This window comes from Streptomyces sp. WM6378 (genome assembly GCF_001279695.1).
In the GTDB taxonomy this organism is placed as follows: Bacteria; Actinomycetota; Actinomycetes; order Streptomycetales; family Streptomycetaceae; genus Streptomyces.
This window is the reverse complement of the sequence record NZ_LGDD01000293.1, coordinates 15207-38067: the sequence shown is the minus strand read 5'-3', so window position 1 is coordinate 38067 and position 22861 is coordinate 15207. Positions and strand designations below refer to the sequence as shown.

General features: G+C 71.7%; 21 protein-coding genes. 10 read left to right on the top strand and 11 right to left on the bottom strand.

Going from position 1 to position 22861, the window contains the following annotated elements; translation table 11 throughout:
- Window positions 1–2: 2 nt before the first annotated feature.
- Genes ADK54_RS23670 through ADK54_RS23655 form a run of 4 tightly spaced genes read right to left on the bottom strand, consistent with a single transcriptional unit; the run spans window position 3 to window position 3050 of the window.
- On the bottom strand, window positions 3–692 hold the full coding sequence (locus ADK54_RS23670; protein WP_053727702.1) for a response regulator: 690 nt from the start codon (window positions 690–692) through the stop codon (window positions 3–5).
- On the bottom strand, window positions 689–1918 hold the full coding sequence (locus tag ADK54_RS23665) for a sensor histidine kinase (RefSeq protein ID WP_234392175.1): 1230 nt from the start codon (window positions 1916–1918) through the stop codon (window positions 689–691). Before ADK54_RS23665 ends, ADK54_RS23670 begins: the two co-directional genes overlap by 4 nt.
- A 39-nt stretch (window positions 1919–1957) precedes the next feature.
- The gene (gene pspAA, locus ADK54_RS23660) at window positions 1958–2236 is read right to left on the bottom strand and encodes a PspA-associated protein PspAA (RefSeq protein ID WP_053727700.1); all 279 of its coding nucleotides are present in this window, start codon (window positions 2234–2236) and stop codon (window positions 1958–1960) included.
- 19 nt (window positions 2237–2255) lie between these two features.
- Window positions 2256–3050: a PspA/IM30 family protein gene (locus tag ADK54_RS23655; protein WP_078966581.1), complete on the bottom strand. Its 795-nt coding sequence runs from the start codon at window positions 3048–3050 to the stop codon at window positions 2256–2258.
- Window positions 3051–3313: 263 nt separating this feature from the next.
- Between ADK54_RS23655 and ADK54_RS23650 the strand changes: the two genes are divergently transcribed.
- From ADK54_RS23650 to ADK54_RS23640, 3 genes are all read left to right on the top strand, one after another.
- Window positions 3314–3910 (top strand): DUF3043 domain-containing protein, encoded by a 597-nt coding sequence (locus ADK54_RS23650; protein ID WP_053727698.1) that lies wholly within the window; start codon window positions 3314–3316, stop codon window positions 3908–3910.
- Window positions 3911–3996: 86 nt separating this feature from the next.
- Window positions 3997–4704, top strand: a complete 708-nt coding sequence (locus ADK54_RS23645) for a class I SAM-dependent methyltransferase (protein ID WP_053727697.1) — start codon at window positions 3997–3999, stop codon at window positions 4702–4704.
- A 98-nt stretch (window positions 4705–4802) separates the two neighbouring features.
- Entirely contained in the window at window positions 4803–5912 is a 1110-nt protein-coding gene (locus ADK54_RS23640) for a S1C family serine protease (RefSeq protein ID WP_053727696.1), read from the top strand.
- A 39-nt stretch (window positions 5913–5951) separates the two neighbouring features.
- Here the strand turns inward: ADK54_RS23640 and ADK54_RS23635 are convergent, their stop codons facing one another.
- On the bottom strand, window positions 5952–6161 hold the full coding sequence (locus ADK54_RS23635; RefSeq protein ID WP_053727695.1) for a hypothetical protein: 210 nt from the start codon (window positions 6159–6161) through the stop codon (window positions 5952–5954).
- Window positions 6162–6240: 79 nt separating this feature from the next.
- On the opposite strand from ADK54_RS23635, the gene ADK54_RS23630 reads away from it, so the two are divergent.
- The 4 genes from ADK54_RS23630 (at window position 6241) to ADK54_RS46185 (ending at window position 11131) form a co-directional block, all read left to right on the top strand.
- Window positions 6241–7437: a bifunctional adenosylcobinamide kinase/adenosylcobinamide-phosphate guanylyltransferase gene (locus ADK54_RS23630; protein ID WP_053727694.1), complete on the top strand. Its 1197-nt coding sequence runs from the start codon at window positions 6241–6243 to the stop codon at window positions 7435–7437.
- A gap of 30 nt (window positions 7438–7467) precedes the next feature.
- The gene (gene cobT, locus ADK54_RS23625; protein ID WP_053727693.1) at window positions 7468–8553 is read left to right on the top strand and encodes a nicotinate-nucleotide--dimethylbenzimidazole phosphoribosyltransferase; all 1086 of its coding nucleotides are present in this window, start codon (window positions 7468–7470) and stop codon (window positions 8551–8553) included.
- Window positions 8554–8633: 80 nt separating this feature from the next.
- Window positions 8634–10403, top strand: coding sequence for a phosphatidylglycerol lysyltransferase domain-containing protein (locus ADK54_RS23620; protein ID WP_053727692.1), 1770 nt, complete (start codon window positions 8634–8636; stop codon window positions 10401–10403).
- Complete coding sequence (locus ADK54_RS46185) at window positions 10400–11131, top strand: hypothetical protein (RefSeq protein ID WP_053727691.1); 732 nt, start codon at window positions 10400–10402, stop codon at window positions 11129–11131. The genes ADK54_RS23620 and ADK54_RS46185 overlap by 4 nt, the downstream gene beginning before the upstream one ends.
- Here ADK54_RS46185 and ADK54_RS23610 read toward each other — a convergent pair.
- Entirely contained in the window at window positions 11080–11835 is a 756-nt protein-coding gene (locus tag ADK54_RS23610; protein WP_053727690.1) for a hypothetical protein, read from the bottom strand. The genes ADK54_RS46185 and ADK54_RS23610 overlap by 52 nt on opposite strands.
- 69 nt (window positions 11836–11904) lie before the next feature.
- Here ADK54_RS23610 and ADK54_RS23605 point away from each other — a divergent pair, with 69 nt between their 5' ends.
- A complete protein-coding gene (locus tag ADK54_RS23605) occupies window positions 11905–12696 on the top strand; it encodes an adenosylcobinamide-GDP ribazoletransferase (RefSeq protein WP_078966580.1) in 792 nt (263 codons plus the stop codon).
- Window positions 12697–12699: 3 nt separating this feature from the next.
- Here the strand turns inward: ADK54_RS23605 and ADK54_RS23600 are convergent, their stop codons facing one another.
- Genes ADK54_RS23600 through ADK54_RS23580 form a run of 5 tightly spaced genes read right to left on the bottom strand, consistent with a single transcriptional unit; the run spans window position 12700 to window position 19236 of the window.
- Window positions 12700–13518 carry an endo alpha-1,4 polygalactosaminidase gene (locus ADK54_RS23600; RefSeq protein ID WP_053727689.1) on the bottom strand — a complete coding sequence of 273 codons (819 nt, stop codon included), beginning with the start codon at window positions 13516–13518 and terminating at the stop codon, window positions 12700–12702.
- Window positions 13515–14132, bottom strand: a complete 618-nt coding sequence (locus tag ADK54_RS23595) for a spherulation-specific family 4 protein (RefSeq protein WP_053727688.1) — start codon at window positions 14130–14132, stop codon at window positions 13515–13517. The genes ADK54_RS23600 and ADK54_RS23595 overlap by 4 nt, the downstream gene beginning before the upstream one ends.
- Before the next feature lie 47 nt (window positions 14133–14179).
- The gene (locus tag ADK54_RS23590) at window positions 14180–15616 is read right to left on the bottom strand and encodes a hypothetical protein (RefSeq protein WP_053727687.1); all 1437 of its coding nucleotides are present in this window, start codon (window positions 15614–15616) and stop codon (window positions 14180–14182) included.
- Window positions 15613–17163 (bottom strand): GT4 family glycosyltransferase PelF, encoded by a 1551-nt coding sequence (gene pelF / locus ADK54_RS23585; protein WP_053727686.1) that lies wholly within the window; start codon window positions 17161–17163, stop codon window positions 15613–15615. The genes ADK54_RS23590 and pelF overlap by 4 nt, the downstream gene beginning before the upstream one ends.
- 60 nt (window positions 17164–17223) lie before the next feature.
- Entirely contained in the window at window positions 17224–19236 is a 2013-nt protein-coding gene (locus ADK54_RS23580; protein ID WP_234392174.1) for a hypothetical protein, read from the bottom strand.
- A gap of 332 nt (window positions 19237–19568) precedes the next feature.
- On the opposite strand from ADK54_RS23580, the gene ADK54_RS23575 reads away from it, so the two are divergent.
- Window positions 19569–21089 carry a leucyl aminopeptidase gene (locus tag ADK54_RS23575; RefSeq protein ID WP_053727684.1) on the top strand — a complete coding sequence of 507 codons (1521 nt, stop codon included), beginning with the start codon at window positions 19569–19571 and terminating at the stop codon, window positions 21087–21089.
- Window positions 21090–21422: 333 nt separating this feature from the next.
- Window positions 21423–22811, top strand: a complete 1389-nt coding sequence (gene lpdA / locus ADK54_RS23570; RefSeq protein WP_053727683.1) for a dihydrolipoyl dehydrogenase — start codon at window positions 21423–21425, stop codon at window positions 22809–22811.
- The last annotated feature ends 50 nt before the right edge of the window (window positions 22812–22861 follow it).

The following is a 22861-nucleotide window of genomic DNA, read 5'->3' as shown; positions in this document are numbered from 1 at the left end:
CTTCAGTCCACCCGTGGGCGGACAAGGCCGGATTCGTAGGCGATTACCACCAATTGGGCACGGTCGCGGGCGCTCAATTTGGCCATCGCGCGGTTGACGTGGGTCTTCACGGTGAGCGGGCTGACCGTGAGACGCTCGGCGATCTCGTCGTTGGAGTGGCCGCCCGCGACCTGCACCAGGACCTCGCGCTCGCGGACCGTGAGGGCGGCGAGGCGCTCGCCGTGCCGCCCCGGGTCCTCACCCCGGCCGTCCCAACTGCCGCCCTGCGCGAGGAAGGTGGTGATCAGGCCCTTGGTCGCGGCCGGCGAGAGCAGCGCCTCACCGGCTGCCGCGATCCGGATCGCGCCGAGCAGTTCCTCGGGTTCGGCGCCCTTGCCGAGGAAGCCCGAGGCGCCGGCCCGCAGCGACTGCACCACGTACTCGTCGACCTCGAAGGTCGTCAGCATCACCACGTGGACGGTGGCCAGCGCCGGGTCGGCGGTGATCGCGCGGGTCGCGGCGAGGCCGTCGGTGCCGGGCATCCGGATGTCCATCAGGACCACGTCCGGCAGGGTCCGGTGGACCACGTCGACGACCTCGGCGCCGTCGGCGGCCTCGCCGACGACCTCCATGTCCGGCTCGGAGTCGACCAGTACGCGGAACGCCGAGCGCAGCAGCGCCTGGTCGTCGGCGAGTACCACCTTGATCGTCATGACGCGCCTTCCCCCGTGGCCCCGGTCTCCGCGGCCTTGACCGGCAGTATCGCCTGTACGCGGAAGCCGCCGCCGTAGCGGGGCCCGGCGGTGCAGCTGCCGCCGAGCGCGGTGACGCGCTCGCGCATGCCGAGCAGGCCGTGCCCGCCGCCGTCACCTCCGCCGGTCCCGTCGCCCGCGGCGGTGCCGTTGTCGATGACGGTGATCTCGGTGTTCGGTCCGACCCGTACGACGCTCACCTCGGCCTTGGCGCCGGGTCCCGCGTGCTTCTGCACATTGGTGAGCGCCTCCTGGATGACCCGGTACGCGGCGAGGTCGACGGAGGCGGGCAGCGGGGAGTCGTCGGCGCGCGCGAGCTCGACGGGCAGCCCCGCGCGCCGGAAGCCGCCGAGCAGGTCGTCGAGGACGGCGAGTCCGGGGGCGGGCTCGGTGGGGGCGGCCGGGTCGCCGGACTGGCGCAACAGGCCGACGGTGGACCGGAGTTCGTCCAGCGCCGACCGGCTGGCCTCGCGCACATGGGCGAGGGCCTCCTTGGCCTGGTCGGGTCGCTTGTCCATGACGTGGGCGGCGACCCCGGCCTGGACGTTGACCAGCGCGATGTGGTGGGCCACCACGTCGTGCAGGTCGCGGGCGATCCGCAGCCGTTCCTCGGCGACCCGGCGCCGGGCCTCCTCCTCGCGGCCGTGCTCGGCCCGCTCGGCGCGCTCCCTGATCGCGTCGATGAAGGCGCGCCGGCTGCGCACGGCGTCTCCGGCAGCCGCGGCCATGCCGGTCCAGGCGAAGATCCCGAGGTGTTCCTGGGAGTACCAGGGCGGGGTGCCGAGGAGCATCGCCGTACCGGTGAGCACGACGATGGTGAGCACGCCGACCCGGTAGGTGGTGGGCCGGTCGGTGTGGGCGGCGACCGTGTACAGCGCGACGACGGCGCTCATCGCGACGGGCGCGGGCGGCGCGCCGAGGCTCAGCTCGACCATGGTGAGCGCACTGGCGCAGCCGAGCACGGCCATGGGCCTGCGCCGCCGCAGTACGAGGACGGCCGCGCCCAGAGTCATCAGGACGAGGGAACGCAGGCCCGGCGTGCGGGTGCCGAAGGTGGGCCCGTTCGGCCCGTGCGGGTCGGCGAAGGAGCCGACGACCATGCAGAGCAGTACGCCGGAGGCGAGGACCGCGTCCAGGGCCAGCGGATGCGCCCTGAGCCACGGGCGGGCACGGTCGATGGGGGTCACGGTCACCTACCGTAAAGGGGCCGGGACCCCGGCCCCCGGTCAGCCCGGGATGAGCCCGTCGTCGCTGAGCATCTCCTTGACCTCGTCCAGGCTCGCGTCCGGGCTCGGAAGGATCAGCTCGGACGGCTCCAGGGAGTCGTCGGGCAGCGGCTCGCCCAACCGGCGCACCGCGTCGAGGAGCGCGTTCAGGGTGCGGCGGAAGCCCTCCTCGTCACCGTCCTCCATCTGGGCGAGGAGTTCGTCGTCGAGCTTGTTGAGCTCGGTGAAGTGGCTGTCCGCCAGCTTCACCTGCCCCTCCCCCATGATCCGGACGATCATGAACGTCTCCTGCCGCTCGTCACTGCTTGTCGAAGCGCGGGCTCTGCTGCGGGGCCTTGTCCTCGGGAGCGGCGGTGCCGCCTTCGATGGCCTGCTTCCCGTTGGCCGGGCCACCCATCAGCTCGGCCTTCATCCGCTGCAGTTCCAGCTCTACATCCGTACCACCGGACAGCCGGTCCAGCTCGGTCTGGATGTCGTCCTTGGCGAGGCCCGACTGGTCGTCGAGGGCGCCGGAGGCGAGCAGTTCGTCGATCGCGCCGGCCCGCGCCTGGAGCTGCGCGGTCTTGTCCTCGGCCCGCTGGATGGCCATGCCGACGTCGCTCATCTCCTCGGAGATGCCCGAGAAGGACTCGGCGATGCGGGTCTGGGCCTGGGCCGCCGTGTACGTCGCCTTGATCGTTTCCTTCTTGGTACGGAAGGCGTCGACCTTGGCCTGGAGGCGCTGGGCCGCGAGGGTGAGCTTCTCCTCCTCGCCCTGCAACGTCTGGTGCTGCGTCTCCAGGTCGGTGACCTGCTGCTGCAGCGAGGCCCGGCGGGACAGGGCCTCGCGGGCCAGGTCCTCACGGCCGAGCGAGAGGGCCTTGCGGCCCTGGTCCTCCAGCTTGGAGGACTGGCTCTGGAGCTGATTGAGCTGCAGCTCCAGACGCTTGCGGGAGGTCGCGACGTCCGCGACGCCCCGGCGCACCTTCTGGAGCAGCTCAAGCTGCTTCTGGTACGAGTAATCGAGGGTCTCGCGAGGGTCCTCGGCCCGGTCAAGGGCCTTGTTCGCCTTCGCGCGGAAGATCATCCCCATACGCTTCATGACACCGCTCATGGGCTTCGCGCGCCCCCTTCTGACGGACTCCAGCTCCAGCTGCTGCAACAGGACCCACAGTACGGGCCCTGCATCCATTACCGCACTGTTCGGGCAACGATGCGCTCATCCCCAAGGACGACTGCGTCCCGCGTTGATCCGGCGCAGGGAGTAGGTGAACCTCGGGGAACCGTGCATCGCCCCTCCCTGGAGACGCAAGGCGTTGTGGGATCGTTCCCCACCGGCCTGGGGTCCATTCCCGTTACCCCGTACCCTTGGGGATTGTGTTCCGTAGCCGTTCCAACGCAGAGAAGGCCCCCACCGACAAGGTGACGGCGGACCTCTCCAAAGCGCCCCGCGACCCCGAGGCCCCCAAGGGGCGCCCCACTCCCAAGCGGAGTGAGGCCCAGACTCAGCGCCGCCGTGCCTCGACCGTGCCGACCGACCGCAAGGAGGCCGCCAAGCGCCAGCGCGAGGCCCGCCGGGTCGACATGGCCAAGCAGCGCGAGGCGCTCGCCAATGGCGACCAGCGCTATCTGCCGGCCCGTGACAAGGGCCCGGTGCGAGGGTTCGTCCGCAACTTCGTCGACTCCCGGTTCTCGGTCGCCGAGATGTTCCTGCCCCTCGCGGTGATCATCCTGGTCCTCTCGATGATCCGGATCGGCAGCCTGCAGAGCCTTTCGCTGCTGCTGTGGCTCGTCGTGATCGTGCTCATCGTGCTCGACTCGATCGGGCTCGCCTTCCGCCTGAAGAAGGCGCTGGCCGCCCGCTTCCCGGACGAGCCGAAGAAGGGCGCCGTCGCCTACGGCCTGATGCGCACGCTCCAGATGCGCCGGCTGCGGCTGCCCAAGCCGCAGGTCAAGCGCGGAGAGCGGCCCTGAGCGGCCGGCCGTCCGGCTTCACCGGCGCCGGCGGCGCCTGGCTCAAGGGCCTCGCCGGGCTGCGCAACGTCGTCCGCCAGGAGCTCGTGGCCCGTCAGCTCGACGAGCAGATAGCCGCGCGCTTCCCGGTGGGCCAGCGCCTGCGCGTGCTGGACGTCGGCATGGGCCAGGGCACCCAGGCCCTGCGCCTGGCCCGCGCCGGGCACTCGGTGACCGGGCTCGAATCCGATCCCGGGATGCTGAAGGTGGCCCGCGAGTCGCTGGCCACCGAGCCCGAGGGCATCCGCGAGCGGGTCCGCCTGATCGAGGGCGACGGCCGCGAGACCGGGGTGCACTTCCTGCCGGGCTCCTTCGACGTGGTGCTCTGCCACGGCGTCCTGATGTACGTCCAGGAGCCCGACGCCATGCTCGCGGGCCTGGCCCGGATGCTCGCCCCCGGCGGCCTGCTCTCGCTGCTCGTACGGAACGCCGACGCGCTGGCCGTGCGGCCCGGGCTCGCCGGTGACTGGCCGGGCGCCCTGTCGGCCTTCGACACCGACTCGTACACCAACCGGCTCGGCCTCCCGGTCCGGGCCGACAAGCTCGCCGCGCTGACCCGCACGCTGGACGGGATCGCGGCGCCGCTGCACGCCTGGTACGGGGTGCGGGTGTTCACCGACAACGTGCCGAACGAGACGCCGCTGCCGCCCGCCGACGAGCTGGACCGGCTGCTCGCCGCCGAGGACCGGGCGGGCCGCACCGACCCCTACCGCCAGGTCGCGGCACTGCTGCACCTCTTCGGCGTACGGGACTGAGCCAGGGGTATCCGCCGATTGGGCCCCGGCCCGGGACCCCGGTACCTGATCGGGCGCACCGACAGGCCGTCAAATCGGACCAAAGGGATACTCCTGCCATGGATGCATCTCTTCGCCCCGGCCGGGTGCGCCGTGCTGCCCTGCCCCTGACCGCCGTCGTCGCCACCGCCCTTCTCCTCGGCGGCTGTTCGGACACGGGCGCCGCGGCGGTCAAGGCATCACCCAGTACGTCCGCGAGCGCGTCGGCGAGTTCTTCGACGGCCCGGCGGGGCGGCTCCGACGGGACCGACAGCCTGCAGAGCGACTACCAGCGCGTGATCAAGAACGTGCTGCCGTCGGTCGTGCAGATCGAGGCGTCCAACAGCCTCGGCTCGGGGATCGTCTACGACGACCAGGGGCACATCGTCACCAACGCCCATGTGGTGGGCGACGAGAAGAGCTTCAAGGTGACGACGTCGGGCAGCAGCTCGGCGGTGACCGCCCGGCTGGTCGCGGCCTATCCGGAGCAGGACCTCGCGGTGATCAAGCTGGACTCGGTGCCGAGCGGTCTGAAGGCGGCCGCGTTCGGTGACTCGGCCAAGGTCGAGATGGGCCAGATCGTGCTGGCGATGGGCTCCCCGCTGGGGCTGTCCTCCAGCGTCACCCAGGGCATCGTGTCCGCGACCGGCCGCACCGTCTCCGAGGGCCAGGGCGGCGGCGGGACCGGCGCCACCATCGCCAACATGGTGCAGACCTCGGCCGCGATCAACCCCGGCAACAGCGGCGGCGCGCTGGTCAACCTGGACGGCGAGGTCATCGGCATCCCGACGCTCGCCGCGACCGACCCGGACATGGGCGGCAGCGCGGCTCCCGGCATCGGCTTCGCGATCCCGGTGTCGATGGTGAAGACGGTCGCCGACCAGATCATCAAGAGCGGCAAGGTCACCGACTCCGGCCGGGCGGCGCTCGGCATCACCGGCCGCACCGTGGTCGACACGAATTACCAGCCGGCCGGCGTCGCGGTCGTGCAGGTCGCGGCGAACGGCGCCGCGGCAAAAGCGGGCCTGAAGCCGGGCGACATCATCGTCAGGCTCGGCCACACCGGCATCTCGACCATCACCTCGCTCACCGAGGCGCTGGCCGCGGACAAGCCCGGCCAGAAGGTGCAGGTCACGTATGCGCGTGACGGTGCGAACAGGACGGCCGAGGTCACCCTCGGCGAGATCTGAGCCGGGCCGGGGGCGCACCGTGCGCCCCCGGCCGGGCCGTCAGGCCTGGTCGGCGTGCAGGCTCATCGGGCCGTAGATCCGTGTGCCGTCCTCGGACAGGAAGACCTGGTCGGCCCCGCCTTCGAGCAGGTCCTTCCACACCTCACCGATCCAGGACTCCGCATCGCCCTGGGTCGTGAACTCCTCCGGCGCCACCGCCGGCTCGACCTCCGTACCGTCCGACTTCTCGAAACGCCACGTCCACGCCATGTCCGCCTCCTGGGTCACGTTGCTGCCCGCAGCGTAACCGGGCGCGCAAGAGGGCCGGTGACGCGGGAGGATCGTCCCTGTGGAACTGACTCTCCTCGGCACCGGGGCCCCCACCGGCCTGCCGCGCCCCGACTGTCCCTGCGCCGCGTGCGCCGTCGCCCGCGGCGCGGGCGTGCGGGCCGCGACCGCCCTGCTCGTCGACGGCGCGCTGCTGCTCGACCTCACCCCGGGTGCGGCCCTCGCCGCCGCCCGCGCCGGACGCAGCCTCGCGGGCGTACGCCAGGTGCTGCTCACCCATCCGCACGACGGGCCCGCCGTGGAGCTGCCCGCCGGGCTCCCGGCGGCCGGGCGGGTGCCGGACGGCCGCAGGCTGACGCTGATCAGCGGCCACCGGGTGCTCGCGGTGCCGCTGGACTCGCCGGGGACCGGGTACGAGGTGACCTCGCCGGAGGGCGAGCGGCTCCTTTACCTGCCGCCGGGCGGCGCGCCCGCCGGACCCGCCGAGGTGCAGCCGTACGACATGGTGGTGGCCGATGTCGCCGGGCGGCCCGACGCGCTCGCGCGGCTGCGGGCCGCGGGCGGCATCGGTCCCGCGACCGATGTGATCGCCGTCCACCTCGACCACGACGTGCCGCCCGGGCGGGAGTTGGAGCGCCGGCTCGCGGCACTCGGCGCGCGGGCGGTGCCGGACGGCACGACGCTGATCGTCGGCGAGTACCACGCGGTGCCCGACCTGCCGCGCCGCACGCTCGTCCTGGGCGGCGCGCGCTCCGGCAAGTCGGTGGAGGCCGAGCGGCGCCTCGCGGGATTCCCGCAGGTCGTGTACGTGGCGACGGGCGGCGCCCGCAACGGCGACGCGGAGTGGGCCGCGCGCGTCGGCCTGCACCGCGAACGCCGGCCCTCGTCCTGGCGCACCGAGGAGACCTGCGAACTCGCGCCGCTGCTCGACGAGTCGGGGCCGCCGCTCCTGATCGACTGTCTGGCGCTGTGGCTGACCGACGCGATGGACCGGGTCGGCGCCTGGGACGACGAGAAGTGGGCGGCGGGCGGCGAGCGGGCGCTGAGAGAACGCACGGCCGAGCTCGTCGCGGCGGTCCGGGGCACCTCGCGGACGCTGGTGGCGGTGAGCAACGAGGTGGGGTCCGGAGTGGTGCCGGCCACCTCGTCGGGGCGGCGGTTCCGGGACGAACTGGGGCGTCTGAACACGCTGTTCGCGGCCGAGTGCGAGCAGGTCCTGCTCGTCGTCGCGGGGCAGGCGCTCACGCTGCGCGGCTGACGCGGCCGGGCTGGCGGTACTGTTCGGCAAATGAGCAGGCTGAACCTGGACGACTTCTCCGATCTGATCGAACGCCCCGACAACGGTGTGCGGCGGGACGCCGAGGAACGCCGGGAGCGGCTCACCGTGCCGCCCGGCTCCCTCGGCCGGCTCGACGAGCTGGCCACCTGGCTGTCCGCGGCGCAGGGCGCCAACCCGGTCCGGGCCGTGGAGCGACCCCGCGTGATCCTCTTCGCGGGCGACCACGGCGTGGCGGGACTCGGCGTCTCGGCCCGCCCGGCGGCCTCCGCGCACACGCTCGTACGCGCCGTCCTCGAAGGCGAGAGCCCGGTCGCGGTGCTCGCCCGCCGTCAGGGCGCCTCGGTCCGCGTCGTCGACGCGGGCCTGGACTGCGACCCGGCCCTGCTGCCCGAGGACGTCGTACGCCACCGGGTGCGGCGCGGCAGCGGCCGGATCGACGTCGAGGACGCGCTCACCGTGGACGAGGCCGAGGCGGCCGTACGGCTCGGCATGAGGATCGCCGACGAGGAGGCCGACTCCGGCACCGACCTGGTGGTGCTCGGCGACCTCAGCGTGGGCGGCACCACCCCGGCGGCGGTGCTGATCGCGGCGCTGTGCGGCACGGACGCCTCGGTGGTCACCGGCCGCGGCGGCGCCGGGATCGACGACCTGGCGTGGATGCGCAAGTGCGCGGCGATCCGGGACGCGCTGCGCCGGGCGCGGCCGGTTCTCGGCGATCAGCTCGAACTTCTGGCCGCCGTGGGCGGCGCGGACCTTGCCGCGACCACCGGTTTCCTGCTGCAGTGTGCGGTGCGCAGACTGCCGGTGATCCTGGACGGGGTCGTCTCGTCGGCCTGTGCGCTGGTGGCTCAGCGGGCGGCCTTCCGGGCTCCGGACTGGTGGCTCGCGGGCCAGCTGAGCGGCGAGCCGGGCCAGTCGAAGGCGCTGGACCGGATGGCGCTCAACCCTCTGCTCGATCATGGCGTCACAGTGGGCGAAGGAACCGGGGCATTGCTCGCTCTTCCCCTCGTACAAGCCGCGGCCGCACTGGCCGCGGAGCTGCCCGAGCGCACCGACCAGCGCGCGGAGAGCCCTGAGGAGAGCAGCGACGCGTGAGCCGCGGCAGAGCCGGGGGCCACCCCTCGGCTCCGCCTGCGACCACTGTGGAACGCTATGCCGCCATATCATCGCGTTTCATGGGAGAAGTCCGCTTGAGCACCACCGAAGGAACGAACCGGAGCACCCCCCGGTCGCGGCGCGGGGCGGCATTCGCCGTCTGGTACCTGCGCGTCGTGACGTTCATCAATTTCCTGAGCGCCGTCTGGGTCACCCTCGGCCAGGGGCTTCGGCGGCACAACACGGACGACTACTTCACTCCGTACCTGCTCGAAGCCGGCTTCACCTCGGGCGTCGTCACGCTGTTCCTCGCCGTCACCATGCGCCGGCGCAAGCGGGCCGCCTGGATCCTCAACATAGTGCTCGGCGGGCTGTTCCTGGCCCTGTTCGCGTTCGCCATGGCGTTCCCGGAAATCCACCGGTACCCGCAGAACTGGGTCTCGCTCGCCCTGACCGCGGCCTTCGTGCTCGCGCTGCTGCTCGGCCGCCGCGAGTTCTACGCCAAGGGCGACCGCTCCAACCCGCTGGCCGCGGTCGCGACCGCCATCGGCGGCCTGCTGGTCACCTCGCTGATCGCGGCGGTCCTGGTCAGCGCAACCAACACCTACGACGGCACCGACCACTCGACGTTCCTGCAGCGCTGGCGCTACGGCGTGATGCGGCTGGTGTTCCTGGTCCCCGACGACCGGCACACCCAGGGCATCACCACCCCGGGCTGGGTCAACGTCACCATCAACGTGCTTGCCACGCTGCTCCTGATCGCCGTCATCTACGCCGCCTTCCGCAACCGCAGGGCCGTCGACCCGCTCACCGTCGAGGACGAGGAGAAGCTGCGCGCGCTCCTGGACAAGCAGGGTGAGCGCGACTCGCTGGGCTACTTCGCGCTGCGCCGCGAGAAGGCCGTCATCTGGTCGCCGACCGGCAAGGCCGCCGTCACCTACCGCGTGATCAACAGCGTCTCGCTTGCCTCGGGCGACCCGATCGGCGACCCGGAGGCCTGGCCGGGCGCGATCGAGCCGTGGCTGGCCGAGGCCCGCGCGCACGGCTGGATCCCGGCCGTCACCGGCGCCAGCGAGGAGGCCGGGCAGATCTACGCCCGGCACGGCCTGGACGCCCTGGAGATGGGCGACGAGGCGATCGTGGAGACCGCCGAGTTCACCCTGGAGGGCCGCGCGATGCGGACCGTGCGCCAGGCGTACAACCGGGTGAAGCGGGCCGGGTACGAGGTGCGGATCCGCCGCCATGCGGACATCCCTGCCGAGGAGATGAACGAACTCCTGCGCAAGGCCGACGACTGGCGCGACGGCGCCACCGAACGCGGCTTCTCGATGGCGCTCGGCCGGCTCGGCGACCCCGCCGACGGCCAGTGCATGATGCTCGAATGCTTCGACGGCGAGGGCGAGTTGAGGGCGCTGCTCAGCTTCGTGCCCTGGGGCCCGGGCGGTGTCTCGCTCGACCTGATGCGCCGTGACCGGGACTCCGAGAACGGCCTGATCGAGTTCATGGTGATCGAACTCCTGCAGCGCGCCAAGGAGATCAAGATCACTCAGGTCTCACTGAACTTCGCGATGTTCCGTTCCGTCTTCGAGCGCGGCTCGAAGCTCGGGGCAGGACCCGTGCTGAGGCTGTGGCGCTCGCTCCTCAGCTTCTTCTCCCGCTGGTGGCAGATCGAGTCGCTGTACCGGTCCAACGCCAAGTACCGGCCGATCTGGGAGCCACGGTTCACGTTGTTCGAGAAGAGTGCTGATCTGCCGCGGATCGCCATCGCGTCCGCGCGCGCCGAAGGGTTCCTGGAGGCCCCCGGGCTGCCCAAGTGGCTGCACCGCAGGCACCTGGAATCGCAGAGATGAACAGCCCGCGCAGGAGCGTCGTGGGCCGGTTCGCCGAACGCGAGTGGGGGCCGCTGTACAAGACCGTGAAGTACGCGCTGCGCACCCAGCGCTGGCGGGCCATCCCGCTGACGATCTCGGCGGTCGCGCTCACCTCGGTCTTCCAGATCATCCAGAACCAGTCCTGGGGCTTCCGGCCGATCCAGATCATCGGTTCCGTGAAGGCCGAGTACCCGCTGTGGATCTCGCTCCTGCGCACCCCGTTCTCGCTCTTCGTGCCGGCCCTCGACCTGCCGGTGTGGGGCGCGCTCGGCCAGGTCCTCGTGGTGTTCGGCATCGCGGAGATCTGCGTCGGGCGGGGCCGGATGCTGCTCATCGCCTACGCGGCGACGCTGGCCGGCACCCTGTACGCGCGGGTCGGCATCCACATCGGCCCGGACAGCGTCTTCGGACTGCCCGCCTCCGCCGCCAAGATGGTCGACACCGGCCCCTCGGCGGCGGTGGTCGCCCTCGCGGTGTACGTGTGCTGGCGCTACCGGGCGTACTGGACGGCCGGGACCGTGGCGCTCGCGATGGTCGTCGAAGTGGTGCTCAAGAACAACCTCGCGGGCAAGGAGCACATCGCGGCGCTCGTCGTGGTCGCCGTGATCTGCTGGATCACCCATGAACGGCGAAGGCGCCGACGCGACCGCCATGATCAGGGGCGGCGCACCGGGAGCCTGTCGGGCGCGCCGCCGATCCAGTCCTGAAGGCGGCGCCGGGGCCGTGACCAGCGCCGGTCGTGGCGGTAGGCCCTGAGCCCGGCCTTGGCCCTGGCCCGCGGCCGGTTGCGGTAGAAGCGCTGGGCCCACGGGGAGCCCGGCCGGGCGAGCCGGATCGCGCCGAACAGCGCCACGAACGGCACGAACGTGCCGATCATGGCCAGCCGCACCTTGCCCTTGAACAGCGAGATCAGCACGAAGCAGAAGTTGATCGCGATCGTGGTGATGAACGAGCCCCGGCTCTCCCGCTCCCCGGGGGACACGTCGTTGACGCCGAGCGGTGAGAACCCCGCGAGCACCAGCGTCATGAGGGCGGCCGCCATCACCACGATCTCGACGCTCTTGCGCCCGTTCTCGCTCCAGTACACGTCGTCGAGGTGCAGGATCAGCGCGAACTCGTCGAGGACCAGGCCCGCGCCCACCCCGAACAGGACGGCGAAGGTGGCCGCCGCGATTCCGTGCCGGCCGCTGCCGACCGCCCCGAAGCCGCCGACGATGGTGAGGATGACCCCGGGCACCACGTGGTGGATGTGCAGCCCGCCGGGCTTGATGTTCCGGAACGGGCCGCGCCCGGCCCGGATCAGGCGCGTGATGGAGCGCGTGACCAGGAACGTCACGACGAACGCGGCCAGCGCGAGCAGCATGGGGAGCTTGCCCGGCTCCGTGATGTTCCGGTAGAACCAGTGACCCATCCCACCCGCCCTTGTTTGCGCTGGTATGCGCAATTTACCGCCGCCGAGGGGTGGAGTGCTCGGGATACTCTGCGCCGGGTGAACCCCAGCAAGGCCCTGCACGGCGTACGTTTCGCCTTCGGCACCCTCACCGTCTTCCCCGCCCGCATCACCCGGTGGGACCGCGCCGCCGCCCGCGCGGGGATGACGCTCGCCCCGCTGGCCGGGCTCGCCGTCGGGCTGTGCGCGGCGGCCGCGGGCGCGGGGTTCTGGGGGCTCGGGGCCGGGTCGCTGCTCGTGGCGGTGGTGAGCGTGGCCGCGCCCGCCCTGCTGACCCGGGGGCTGCATCTGGACGGGCTCGCCGATGTCGCCGACGGGCTCGGCAGCGCCAAGCCCGCCGAGGAGGCGCTGCGCATCATGAAGCGCAGCGACATCGGCCCGTTCGGCGTGGTCGCCCTGCTCTTCCTGCTCCTTGCCCAGATCGCCGCCCTGTCCCACCTGTACGAGGACGGCTGGGCCCGGGGTGCCGTGGCGACCGTCGTCTCGGCCGTCGCCGCCCGCACCGCCCTCACGCTGGCCTCCCGGAGCGGTGTCCCGGCGGCACGTCCCGACGGGCTCGGCGCGGTGGTGGCGGGCACGGTGCCGGGCCGGCGCGCCGCGGCGGTCGCCGCCCTGGTGACCGGGGCCTCGGCGGCGGCGGGGTGGCTGTTCGGGCCCTGGTCCGCGCTGCACTTCGCGCTCGCCGTGCCTGCCGGGCTCGCCGTCGCGCAGGTGCTGCTGCGGCGCTGCGTGGGGAGGTTCGGCGGGGTGACGGGCGATGTGTTCGGGGCGGTCGCGGAGACCTCCGCGACGGTGACGCTGGTCGCGCTCACCCTCGGCTGAGCCTCAGCAGGGCTCGCGCCACGCCAGCAGGTCGTACTTCTTCTCCATCGAGCTGAGCCCCAGCTTCTTGGACTCGGCGCAGAACTTGGCCGGCGGGAGTTCGTACTCGACGTGGAAGACGGCCTTGCCCGCCCGCACGAACGGCGTGAGCTTGTCACACTCGCCGTACTGGGCGCACTGTTCGTTGACGGCGAAGTCGAAGTGGGCGAGCAGTTGAGGGATCTGGTCGAGGTCGTTCTTCAGGCCGACGGCCAGGCCCCGGTCATGGGCCAGCCGGGCGATGAGCTCGTTGTACTTGAGCTGGTCGGCGGCCTTGAGGGGGAAGCCGGTGTCGTTGCTGTAGCCGTCCATGTTGTCCGGCTCGACCGCGTCGAAGCCCTTCGCCCTGCACAGGTCGAAGCGCTTGGCGATCAGCGGTTCGAGGACGTCGGTACGGCGGATGTCGAGCCAGCGCTCCCCGTCCCAGCCGTTTCCCTTGCCGAGCACCTCCTTGGGGAACTGCTTGGCGTCGGGCCGCCAGTTCTCCCAGGCGCCCGTCGAGACGTAGCAGATGACCTTGCGGCCCCGGCGGTGCAGATCGGCGACGGCCGCCGCGTCCTGGTCGACGGCGTCGATGTCGTACACCTGGACGTCGACGGCCGGGTCGAGCTTGCCCTTGAGCTGCCACTGCCAGGTGAGGCCCGGCTTGGGCTGCCAGTGCGGGCCGGAGGGGGCGGGCGGCACGGTGTCGCCGCCGCCGTCCCCGTCGTCGGGGCCGTCAGGGGAACTGGTGCACGCCGCGAGCAGGAGCAGCGGAAGCAGCAGCCAGAGGGAGCGTTTCACCGGGCGGGCTCCAAGCGGTGCGGCAACGTGCCCCAGGGGTGCGGCAGTTGACCGGGTACGAGGCAGTGGACGGGGGCCTGGGCGACGGCGTCGGGCGGGGCCCCGTACACCAGATGGCAGGTGTCGGGCCCGGTCGGCCCGGCCGGCCGGTAGGCGGACCAGGGCCCCTCGAAGGTGACCAGGAGATCGGCGATCCGGGCGTAGCCGGGGTGCGGGACGGCCCCGTGGTTCAGGACGAGCGTGACGTACGTGTCGTACGAGGCGGCGAAGGCGGCCCGCAGGTCGGCGTAGTACGGCAGTTGGAGGGCGGAGGTGGCCGCCTGGTCGAGGAAGAGGCCGTGCACCCCGTACCAGGCGCGGTGGCGGGCCGCCTCACGCACCACGTCCTGCGGAGGGCGCGCGCCGTAGGCGGTGTCCACGTAGCCGAGCACCCGCACGCCCGCCGAGCGCAGCCGGTCGGCCACCTCGGCGAAGGACGCGTCGGGTGAACTCCCCGATCCGTTGGCCGGGTTGAGGACGACCCCGTACAGCGAGGGCGCGGCGGCGATCAGCGCGTCCCAGGCCTCCGGCTGCTCGGCCGGGTGCTCGTAGTAGGGCACAAGGAGTTTGCTCATGTGCTTCCTCGCAGCGCGTTCGGGGTACTCGGGGGTCCTCTATCTGATCATGGCCGGTGGGCGGTCGCCCTTCCCACCAGGACGCAGACCAGCATGGCAAGCAGCGCGGCCGCCGTCCCCGACACGACGAGACCGGTCGGCGGCGGCGCGCCCAGGAGCAGCGCCAGGGTCTGGGCGACGGCCGCCGCGCAGCACACCAGGGCCGCGCCCGGCGCCGCCCCGAACGACTGGAGCAGCAGCCCGGTCCACAGCACCGCGCCGATCAGGAGCAGCGTCGCCAGCCTCAGGCCGCTCACCGCCGGGGCGTCCGGCCACAGCCGGGTGCCGGCCTCGGCGAGCCCGGCCAGGATCAGCAGGTACGCGCCGAGGCAGACGGTCACGGTGGCGGCGACCGAACCGCGGAACCCCCGCGCGCTGGACGTGGTGCGAAGCCCCGCCAGGCTCTCGGCGCGGAAGCGGTGCAGCAGCCACTCGGCGGGGCCCATGCTGAGGGTGAGGGCGACGGCGGAGGGACCTGCGACCGTGCCCGCGGAGCCGTGCCGGAAGATGTCGCCGAGGGCCGCGTACAGCACGAGGACGCCCGCGCCGAGCCCGAACAGGCCGTACGGCACGGAGGCGGCGGCCCGGGGCGAGACGGCGCCGCGCGGCCCGGGCCCGGCCGCCTCGCCGCGCAGCGTGAGCACGGCCAGCGTGACGGCCGCGATCAGCGAGACGAGCAGCAGCACCGGCCCGACGAAGGACGGCAGCCCCGGTACGACGCCGAGGGTCAACGGCAACAGGGCCCAGAACAGCGGGCGTTCACGGCCGAGCACGAGCAGCGCGGTGGCCGCCGCGAGATAGCAGCACTGCCCGGCGGCGAACGCGGCGGCGGGCAGCTCTCCCGGGCCGGTCGCCGCGAGGGCGGCGAGCGAGCTGAGCGCGGCGCCGAGCGGGGCTCCCAGGCGCAGCGCGCGGACGGCGGCCGGGCGGTCGGCGAGGCTGAGCCAGGAGTGGGCGCGGTGCGAGAGCGACTGGTTCCACACCCAGCCGGTGACGGCCCCGGCGAGCAGCGGAATGGTTCCGGCAGGCAGGCCGAGCGCGGTGCGGGGGCCGGCCAGGAGGGGCGCGCCCAGGACGTAGGCGAGCCCGGGCAGCGCGAAGACGAGCCCGCGCAGCAGGCACGAGCCGAGGTGGGTGTGCCAGGGTGCGGCGAGTGGCGCCGGGGGCTCGGGATAGCGGCGCTCGACGCGGCCGTAGAGCTCCTCGGCGAGCGAGAAGGAGTCGGGGTGCCCGTACACAGCTCTTATCTGAGCGTCCGACATGCCGTCGGACTCGATAATGGCCGCTATTTCATCCGGATGGACGGCAGCCGCTATCAAGTCCTCCAGACGCAGGGCGAGTTCGGTAAGGGGGTCGCCCTCGGGCGGCCTGGGCAGGCGCTGGCGCGGGATGAAGGGCAGGGTGTCCTGCCCTTCATCCCCGCCGACCCACAGGGAACCGCTCACCGGGGCGCCCCGCCGAGGGTGCTGGGCTGCGGGTCGTCGGACAGCTCGCGGTACCAGGGGTCCGTGAGCTGCAGCGTCCAGTCGTCCTCGGGCGTGAACCCGGCCAGGGCGGGGTCGGGTTCGGGGCATCCGGCGAGTTCCAGATAGATGCGCCGGAAGCCGTCCACCGAGCGGTGCAGGGTGAACTTGTCGACCACGCGCTGGCGGGCGGCGGCGCCGAGTTCGGCCCGCCGCTCGTGGTCGCGGAGCAGTCCGAGGGTCGCCTCGGCCATCACCGCGGGCTCGCGCGGCGGCACCACGAGACCGGCCTCGCCGGCCGCCTCCCGTACGCCTCCGACGTCCGTGGACACGGTGGCGCGCCCGCACGACATCGCCTCGATCAGCGAGAACGGGAAGCCCTCGCTGATGCTGGACAGCATGACCACGCTGCCCGAGGCGTACGCGCTCGCCACGTCGCTGACCCGGCCCTCGTAGGAGATGCCGTCGGTGACGCCGAGTTCGGCGGCCAGCTTCTCCAGGCGGGTCTTGTAGTCCTCGCCGCCGGCCGGCACTCCTCCGTACAACCTGAGCCGGGTCTCGGGGAGTTCGGCGCGGACGATGGCGTACGAGCGGATCAGGGTCTCCAGGTCCTTGATCGGGTCGATGCGTCCGCACCAGCTCAGGGTGGGGACGGCCGGGTCGGGTCCGGCGTGCGGGAAGAGGTCGGGGTCGACGCCGTTGTAGACGGTGCGGATCCGCTCGGCGGGGGCGCCGCCGCGCTCCTCCCAGCGGCGGTTGTACTGGTTGCACGGGGTGATGAGGTCGGCCTGGCGGTAGCCCATGGTGTTGAGCTCGCGGTAGAAGCCGAGCAGCACCGCCTTGACCGGCCAGCTCTGCTCGCCGGTGCGGTAGCCGAGGTAGCGCTCGCGCAGGTAGATGCCGTGTTCGGTGAGCAGGAACGGCACGCCGTCGAAGTGCTGGGCGGCGAGCGCGGGCAGCGTGGCGAGGCCGCTGCTGACCGCGTGCGCCACGCTGTCCGCCGGAATGCGGGCGGACAGCGGGCGCAGTGCGTGTTCCAGGAGGTCGGTCGCGGTCAGGGCGTCGTGCACGGTGGGCTTCGCCCTGGACAGTGCCAGGTGCGGCATGGTCCAGATCCACATCAGCGACTTCAGTGCCGCCTCCGAGCGGAGCGCCGCCGAGAGCCGCCCGGCCCGGGCGAGCTCCGCCAGGCCGTACAGGGCCGAGGCGAAGTCGCAGCCGGACTCCGGGTCGAGCATGGCGAGCAGGAAGCGCTCGTAGGTGTCGGTGAACCGGCGCCTTTCCTTGCCGAGGAGCGGCCGACGCCTGCCGGGCTGCGGCCCCCACAGGGGGAACGCCGTGTGCCGGTAGACGTTGGCCGGCAGTTCCCAGGCGACCGGCTCGCGGCCGCTGCCGGTGAGGGCGACGACGTTGAAGTCGACCTCCGGCATGCCGCGTACGAGCTGATCGCACCAGGTGCTGACGCCCCCGTGTATATGCGGATATGTGCCTTCCGTGAGCATGGTGACATGACGGCCACTGCTCGGCATGGATGTCCCCCCAGGACAAGCGGTCGTGCGTGACGAGCGATCAGGCGATCAGGCGGCTGATCAGGCCGGCAGCTTCAGTGTGATGGCCGACTGGAGCAGCTCGGGCGAGGACCAGTCGGAGCGCTGACCCGCGTACGGCGTCCCGAACGCGGTGGTACCGAGGAGCAGTTGCTTGCGGGTGCCCTCCGGTGCCGTGATCGGTGCGGCCACCCCCTTCGGAGCCTGCACGGTGACAGTGTCGCCGATCCGGTAGGCGGTCACCGAACCGGAAGCCAGCGCCTTGTCCCAGGACGCCCTGCGGCTGAGTTCGGTTCCCGCGTCCTTCTCACGCAGGTTCACGATCGGCGCGCTGCCGGCGTAGAGGGCCTTGTAGTCGCCGAGGACCTTGTCCAGGACCGGGTAGAGGATCCGCTCCTCGGCCAGGTTGGACTGGTGGACGTAGTGCGGCCGCGGGTCGTTCCACAGCACGTGCGAAAGGGCGGTCCTGGCCTCCCTGGGCACGATGTACGACTGGTAGCCGGTGGCGGTGTCGAGCGGGGCGGTCATGCAGGTGGAGGCCGGGTTGTTCTCGCAGACGCCGCTGCCGCCGTCGGCCTTGGAGGTGTACAGCCAGTTGTACTCGTCGGTCATCTCGGCGGCCTTGCCGACGTTGTAGTACACGTTCATCGGGTGCCGGGGGACGGTCTGGGCGGCGCCGACGGCGCGCTGGTCGGGCTCGCGCGAGGCGTCGCTGCCGGTCCACTTGACGCCGTTGTCGGCGAGCGCGCCCGCCAGGTTCGGGTTGTCGTCGGGCTGCTGCGGCAGGACCCTCATGCCGGAGTGCTCACCGGTGACGAGCTCGCTCTTGTCGACCGGGAGGCCCTTCTGGGCGGCCCAGGTGTTGTTCTGCGAGATCTGCGCGGAGATGTCGGCCCGGCTCATCCACTGGGTGGAGCCGTCGGCGTTCTTCTTGCACTGCCACGGCACGACGGTGTTGTCCTGGACACAGCCGAGGAACTCGTGCGTGTAGGTGTGGTTCACCCAGCGGTACTTGGCCTTGTCGGCGAGGAGTTGGGTGGCCAGCGCGTCGGTGCCGCCGTTCTCGGCCTTCCACTCCTCGCCCGCGCCCGCGTTGTAGACCATGTCGAGCGTGAACCCGTTGGCCTGCTCCCACTGGGCCGCGTACTGGGCGTCGGCCGCGGTCATGCGGATGTCCGGGTTGGTGGTGCCGCCGGCGGGGCAGTCGAAGTCGCCCGGGGTGCAGTTGTGGACGCTGTCCCAGCGCGAGTCGGGCGCGAACACGTCGTCCACGTGCACCGTGAAGTAGTTGCGGCTCTGGCCGAGGTGCACACCCTGGGTCACCCACTCCACCATGCCCTTGGCCAGCGCCTGGAACTGCTCCTGGTACTGGTTGTAGGCGAAGGTGACGACCAGTTCGCTGCGGCCGTCGTGGGTGTACTGGCCGAGCAGGGTGCCGCCGGTCGGCGCGTCGAGGTAGCTGGTGAAGCCGTCCCTGGGGTGGCCCGCGTAGCCGTAGCTCTCCGGCACCGTCGGGTCGTTGTCCTCGAAGGTGAGCGGCCCGTCGAGGTAGCCGAAGGGCCCGGCCTTGCCGGCCGTGGTGACCTGGGACTTGGCGCCGTCCAGGACGCCGGACCAGCCGCCGTTCTGGTCGGTGTAGTCGATCCCGACCTCGGGGTGCGCCCAGGTGTACGCGTCGATCTGCCGGATCCCGAAGGTCGTCTCGTACGTGGCGAGAGCGGCCTGCTCGGGAGCGGCCGCGGAGCCGAACGGGATCTCGTTGGGCGCGACGACGCCCTGGAACTTGGCGCGCGGCCGCCCGCTGACGGTGTCGCTGAGGAAGGCGGCGTTGACGGTCGGCCGGCCGGCGGCGCCCAACTCGACCGTCTGGTAAGGGACTCCGGTGTTCTTCAGCTCGGCGACGAGCGCCCCGACCGCGCTTCCGCCGTCGTCGAGGACCAGCACCTTCAGATCGATGCGCGGCGCGACGGTGGCCGCCGCATTGGCGGCCGGGATGGCCGTGGTGAGCAGTCCGGCAGCCATCAGCGCCGTGAGCGCAAGCCTGGTTCTGCCCATTTTCAAGGCCTTAGCCTTCATTTGTCCCCCCAAAGAGAGCCTCCGCGCGCGGGCTGCGCACGGAGAACCTGTGGTGATGATGCAAACGAGCACGGTGCCCCCTGTGCCCGATTGAGGCGAGTGTGACGGAGCTCTCACGAAGCGTGCGGGCCAAACGTGAAAGAGACACCACGGATGAGTGAATTACGGCCACCGCGATCGAACGCCGTCACCGCGCGTAGGCTCGGTGACTGGTGGTCGACCCGCCCGAAATACGATGTCCCCGGTCCCGGCCGGACCATCCGACGGTCGAACACTCCACAGGATTCTCAAGGAAGAGAGATCTCACCACCGTGACTGCTCTGACTCTCAGCACTGCCGGTGCGGCGACGCTGCGCGCCGACGCCCTCGTCGTCGGCGTCGCCAAGGCCGCCGGCCCCAAGGGTGGGCTGGTCGTCGCGCCCGGCGCCGAGGCCGTGGACAAGGCGTTCGACGGGAAGCTCGCCGCTGTCCTGGCGACCCTCGGCGCCAGTGGTGCCGAGGGTGAGGTGACCAAGGCCGTCTCCCCCGCGGGCCTCAAGGCCCCGTTCGTCCTCGCGGTGGGCCTCGGCTCCGCCCCCGCCGACGACGAGGCGTACGCCTCCGAGGTGCTGCGCACCGCCGCCGGCAACGCCGCGCGCGCCCTGCACGGCATCAAGAAGGCCGCGTTCGCGCTGCCGATCGAGGCCGCCGAGGACATCGAGGCGATCGGCGAGGGCGCCCTCCTGGGCGCGTACGCCTTCACCGCCTACCAGGATCGCGGCGCCGACGCCAAGGGCCCGCTGGCCGAGGTGGCGCTGCTCGGCGCCAAGCCGCGCGACAAGGCCCACAAGGCCGCCGCCGAGCGCTCGATCGCGCTGGCCGAGGAGATGAACCGCGCCCGCGACCTGATCAACACCCCGCCGAACGACCTCACCCCCGAGGCCTTCGCGGCGGTCGTCTCGGCGGCCGGCAAGGAGCACGGCCTCAAGGTCCAGGTCCTGGACGAGAAGGCGCTGGAGAAGGGCGGCTTCGGCGGCATCCTCGGCGTCGGCGTCGGCTCGGAGAACCCGCCGCGCCTGGTGAAGATCTCGTACACGCACGCCAAGAACGCCAAGCACCTCGCGTTCGTCGGCAAGGGCATCACCTACGACTCGGGCGGCATCTCGCTCAAGCCGGCCGGCCACAACGAGACGATGAAGTGCGACATGTCCGGCGCCGCCGCCGTGTTCGCCGCCGTCGTCGCGGCCGCGCGCCTGGGCATCGAAGTGAACGTCACCGGCTGGCTGGCGCTCGCCGAGAACATGCCGTCGGGCTCCGCCACCCGCCCGGGTGACGTGCTCCGCATGTACAGCGGCAAGACCGTCGAGGTCCTGAACACCGACGCCGAGGGCCGCCTCGTCCTCGCCGACGCGCTGTGGAAGGCCTCCGAGGAGAAGCCCGACGCGATCGTCGACGTGGCGACGCTGACCGGCGCCATGGTCCTCGCGCTCGGCGACCACACCTTCGGGATCATGGCCAACGACGACGCCTTCCGCACCGCGATCCACGAGATCGCGGAGGAGTCCGGCGAGCAGTCCTGGCCGATGCCGCTGCCCGCCAACCTGCGCAAGACCATGGACTCCCCCACCGCCGACCTCGCCAACATGGGCGTGCGGATGGGCGGCGGCCTGGTGGCGGGCCTGTTCCTGAAGGAGTTCGTCGGCGAGGGCATCACCTGGGCCCACCTGGACATCGCGGGCCCGGCCTTCAACGAAGGCGCCCCGCACGGCTACACCCCCAAGGGCGGCACCGGCTCCTCGGTGCGCACCCTGCTCCGGCTCGCCGAGCGCACCGCCTCGGGCGACCTCGGCTGACAGCCCGCGCACAGCCGACGCACGGCGCGGCCCCGGGTATGGATCCCGGGGCCGCCCGTGTTCACGCTCCGTACCGTCACGCTTCGGCCGGATTTCGCTGTCGATGAAATCCGTACGCCGCCGCGATGCGGTGGAGTCACCCCTGAGAAGCGCCGAGTCCGACGATCGGGCGTCTCAGACCCCGGCCCCGCGTCCCGCCTTCCGTCAACAAGTGCGAAGATGGGTTCTCGGCAGGACAGGGCCCCCACCACAGGGCCGAAGACAAGCGGCCGAACACCAGCCGCCGCCGGTCATCGACGACCGCGCCCGGCGCACATGCATGGAGGACGTGACGTGGCGAACGACGCCAGCACCGTTTTCGACCTAGTGATCCTCGGCGGTGGCAGTGGCGGCTACGCCGCGGCCCTGCGCGGAGCGCAGCTGGGCCTGGACGTCGCACTGATCGAGAAGAACAAGCTCGGCGGCACCTGCCTGCACAACGGCTGCATCCCCACGAAGGCCCTGCTGCACGCCGGCGAGATCGCCGACCAGGCGCGCGAGGCCGGCCAGTTCGGCGTCAAGGCGACCTTCGAGGGCATCGACATCAACGCGGTCCACGCGTACAAGGACGAGGTCATCTCGGGCCTGTACAAGGGTCTGCAGGGCCTGGTCGCCTCCCGCAAGGTGACCTACATCGAGGGCGAGGGCCGCCTGTCCTCCCCGACCTCCGTGGACGTCAACGGCCAGCGCATCCAGGGCCGCCACGTCCTGCTCGCGACCGGCTCCGTGCCGAAGTCGCTGCCGGGCCTGGAGATCGACGGCAACCGCATCATCTCCTCCGACCACGCGCTGACCCTGGACCGCGTCCCGCAGTCCGCGATCATCCTGGGCGGCGGCGTCATCGGCGTCGAGTTCGCCTCGGCGTGGAAGTCCTTCGGCACCGACGTCACGGTCATCGAGGGCCTCAAGCACCTCGTGCCGGTCGAGGACGAGAACAGCTCGAAGATCCTGGAGCGCGCGTTCCGCAAGCGCGGCATCAAGTTCAACCTGGGCACCTTCTTCCAGAAGGCCGAGTACACCGCCAACGGTGTGAAGGTCACGCTGGCCGACGGCAAGGAGTTCGAGGCCGAGGTCCTCCTCGTCGCCATCGGCCGCGGCCCGGTCTCCCAGGGCCTCGGCTACGAGGAGCAGGGCGTCGCGATGGACCGCGGCTACGTCCTGGTCGACGAGTACATGCGCACCAACGTGCCCACCATCTCCGCCGTCGGTGACCTGGTCCCGACGCTCCAGCTCGCGCACGTCGGCTTCGCCGAGGGCATCCTGGTGGCGGAGCGTCTGGCCGGTCTCAAGACCGTCCCGATCGACTACGACGGCGTGCCCCGGGTGACGTACTGCCACCCCGAGGTCGCCTCCGTGGGCATCACCGAGGCCAAGGCCAAGGAGATCTACGGTGCGGACAAGGTCGTCGCTCTGAAGTACAACCTCGCGGGCAACGGCAAGAGCAAGATCCTCAAGACCGCGGGCGAGATCAAGCTCGTCCAGGTCAAGGACGGCGCCGTGGTCGGCGTCCACATGGTCGGTGACCGTATGGGCGAGCAGGTCGGCGAAGCCCAGCTGATCTACAACTGGGAGGCCCTGCCTGCCGAGGTCGCGCAGCTCATCCACGCGCACCCGACGCAGAACGAGGCGCTCGGCGAGGCCCACCTGGCGCTGGCCGGCAAGCCGCTGCACTCCCACGACTAACAGCCCCTCGGGCGCGACGACCACTTCCGCAATTCGTAAGGAGCAACCGA

Coding starts and splice junctions, on each gene's coding strand:
- ADK54_RS23635 (WP_053727695.1), bottom strand. CDS start 6,161: ATGGCGTGGACGTGGCGTTTCGAGAAGTCGGACGGTACGGAGGTCGAG.
- ADK54_RS23620 (WP_053727692.1), top strand. CDS start 8,634: ATGGGAGAAGTCCGCTTGAGCACCACCGAAGGAACGAACCGGAGCACC.
- ADK54_RS23640 (WP_053727696.1), top strand. CDS start 4,803: ATGGATGCATCTCTTCGCCCCGGCCGGGTGCGCCGTGCTGCCCTGCCC.
- cobT (WP_053727693.1), top strand. CDS start 7,468: ATGAGCAGGCTGAACCTGGACGACTTCTCCGATCTGATCGAACGCCCC.
- pspAA (WP_053727700.1), bottom strand. CDS start 2,236: ATGATCGTCCGGATCATGGGGGAGGGGCAGGTGAAGCTGGCGGACAGC.
- pelF (WP_053727686.1), bottom strand. CDS start 17,163: ATGCCGAGCAGTGGCCGTCATGTCACCATGCTCACGGAAGGCACATAT.
- ADK54_RS23655 (WP_078966581.1), bottom strand. CDS start 3,050: ATGAGCGGTGTCATGAAGCGTATGGGGATGATCTTCCGCGCGAAGGCG.
- ADK54_RS23670 (WP_053727702.1), bottom strand. CDS start 692: ATGACGATCAAGGTGGTACTCGCCGACGACCAGGCGCTGCTGCGCTCG.
- ADK54_RS46185 (WP_053727691.1), top strand. CDS start 10,400: ATGAACAGCCCGCGCAGGAGCGTCGTGGGCCGGTTCGCCGAACGCGAG.
- ADK54_RS23610 (WP_053727690.1), bottom strand. CDS start 11,835: ATGGGTCACTGGTTCTACCGGAACATCACGGAGCCGGGCAAGCTCCCC.
- ADK54_RS23595 (WP_053727688.1), bottom strand. CDS start 14,132: ATGAGCAAACTCCTTGTGCCCTACTACGAGCACCCGGCCGAGCAGCCG.
- ADK54_RS23580 (WP_234392174.1), bottom strand. CDS start 19,236: ATGGGCAGAACCAGGCTTGCGCTCACGGCGCTGATGGCTGCCGGACTG.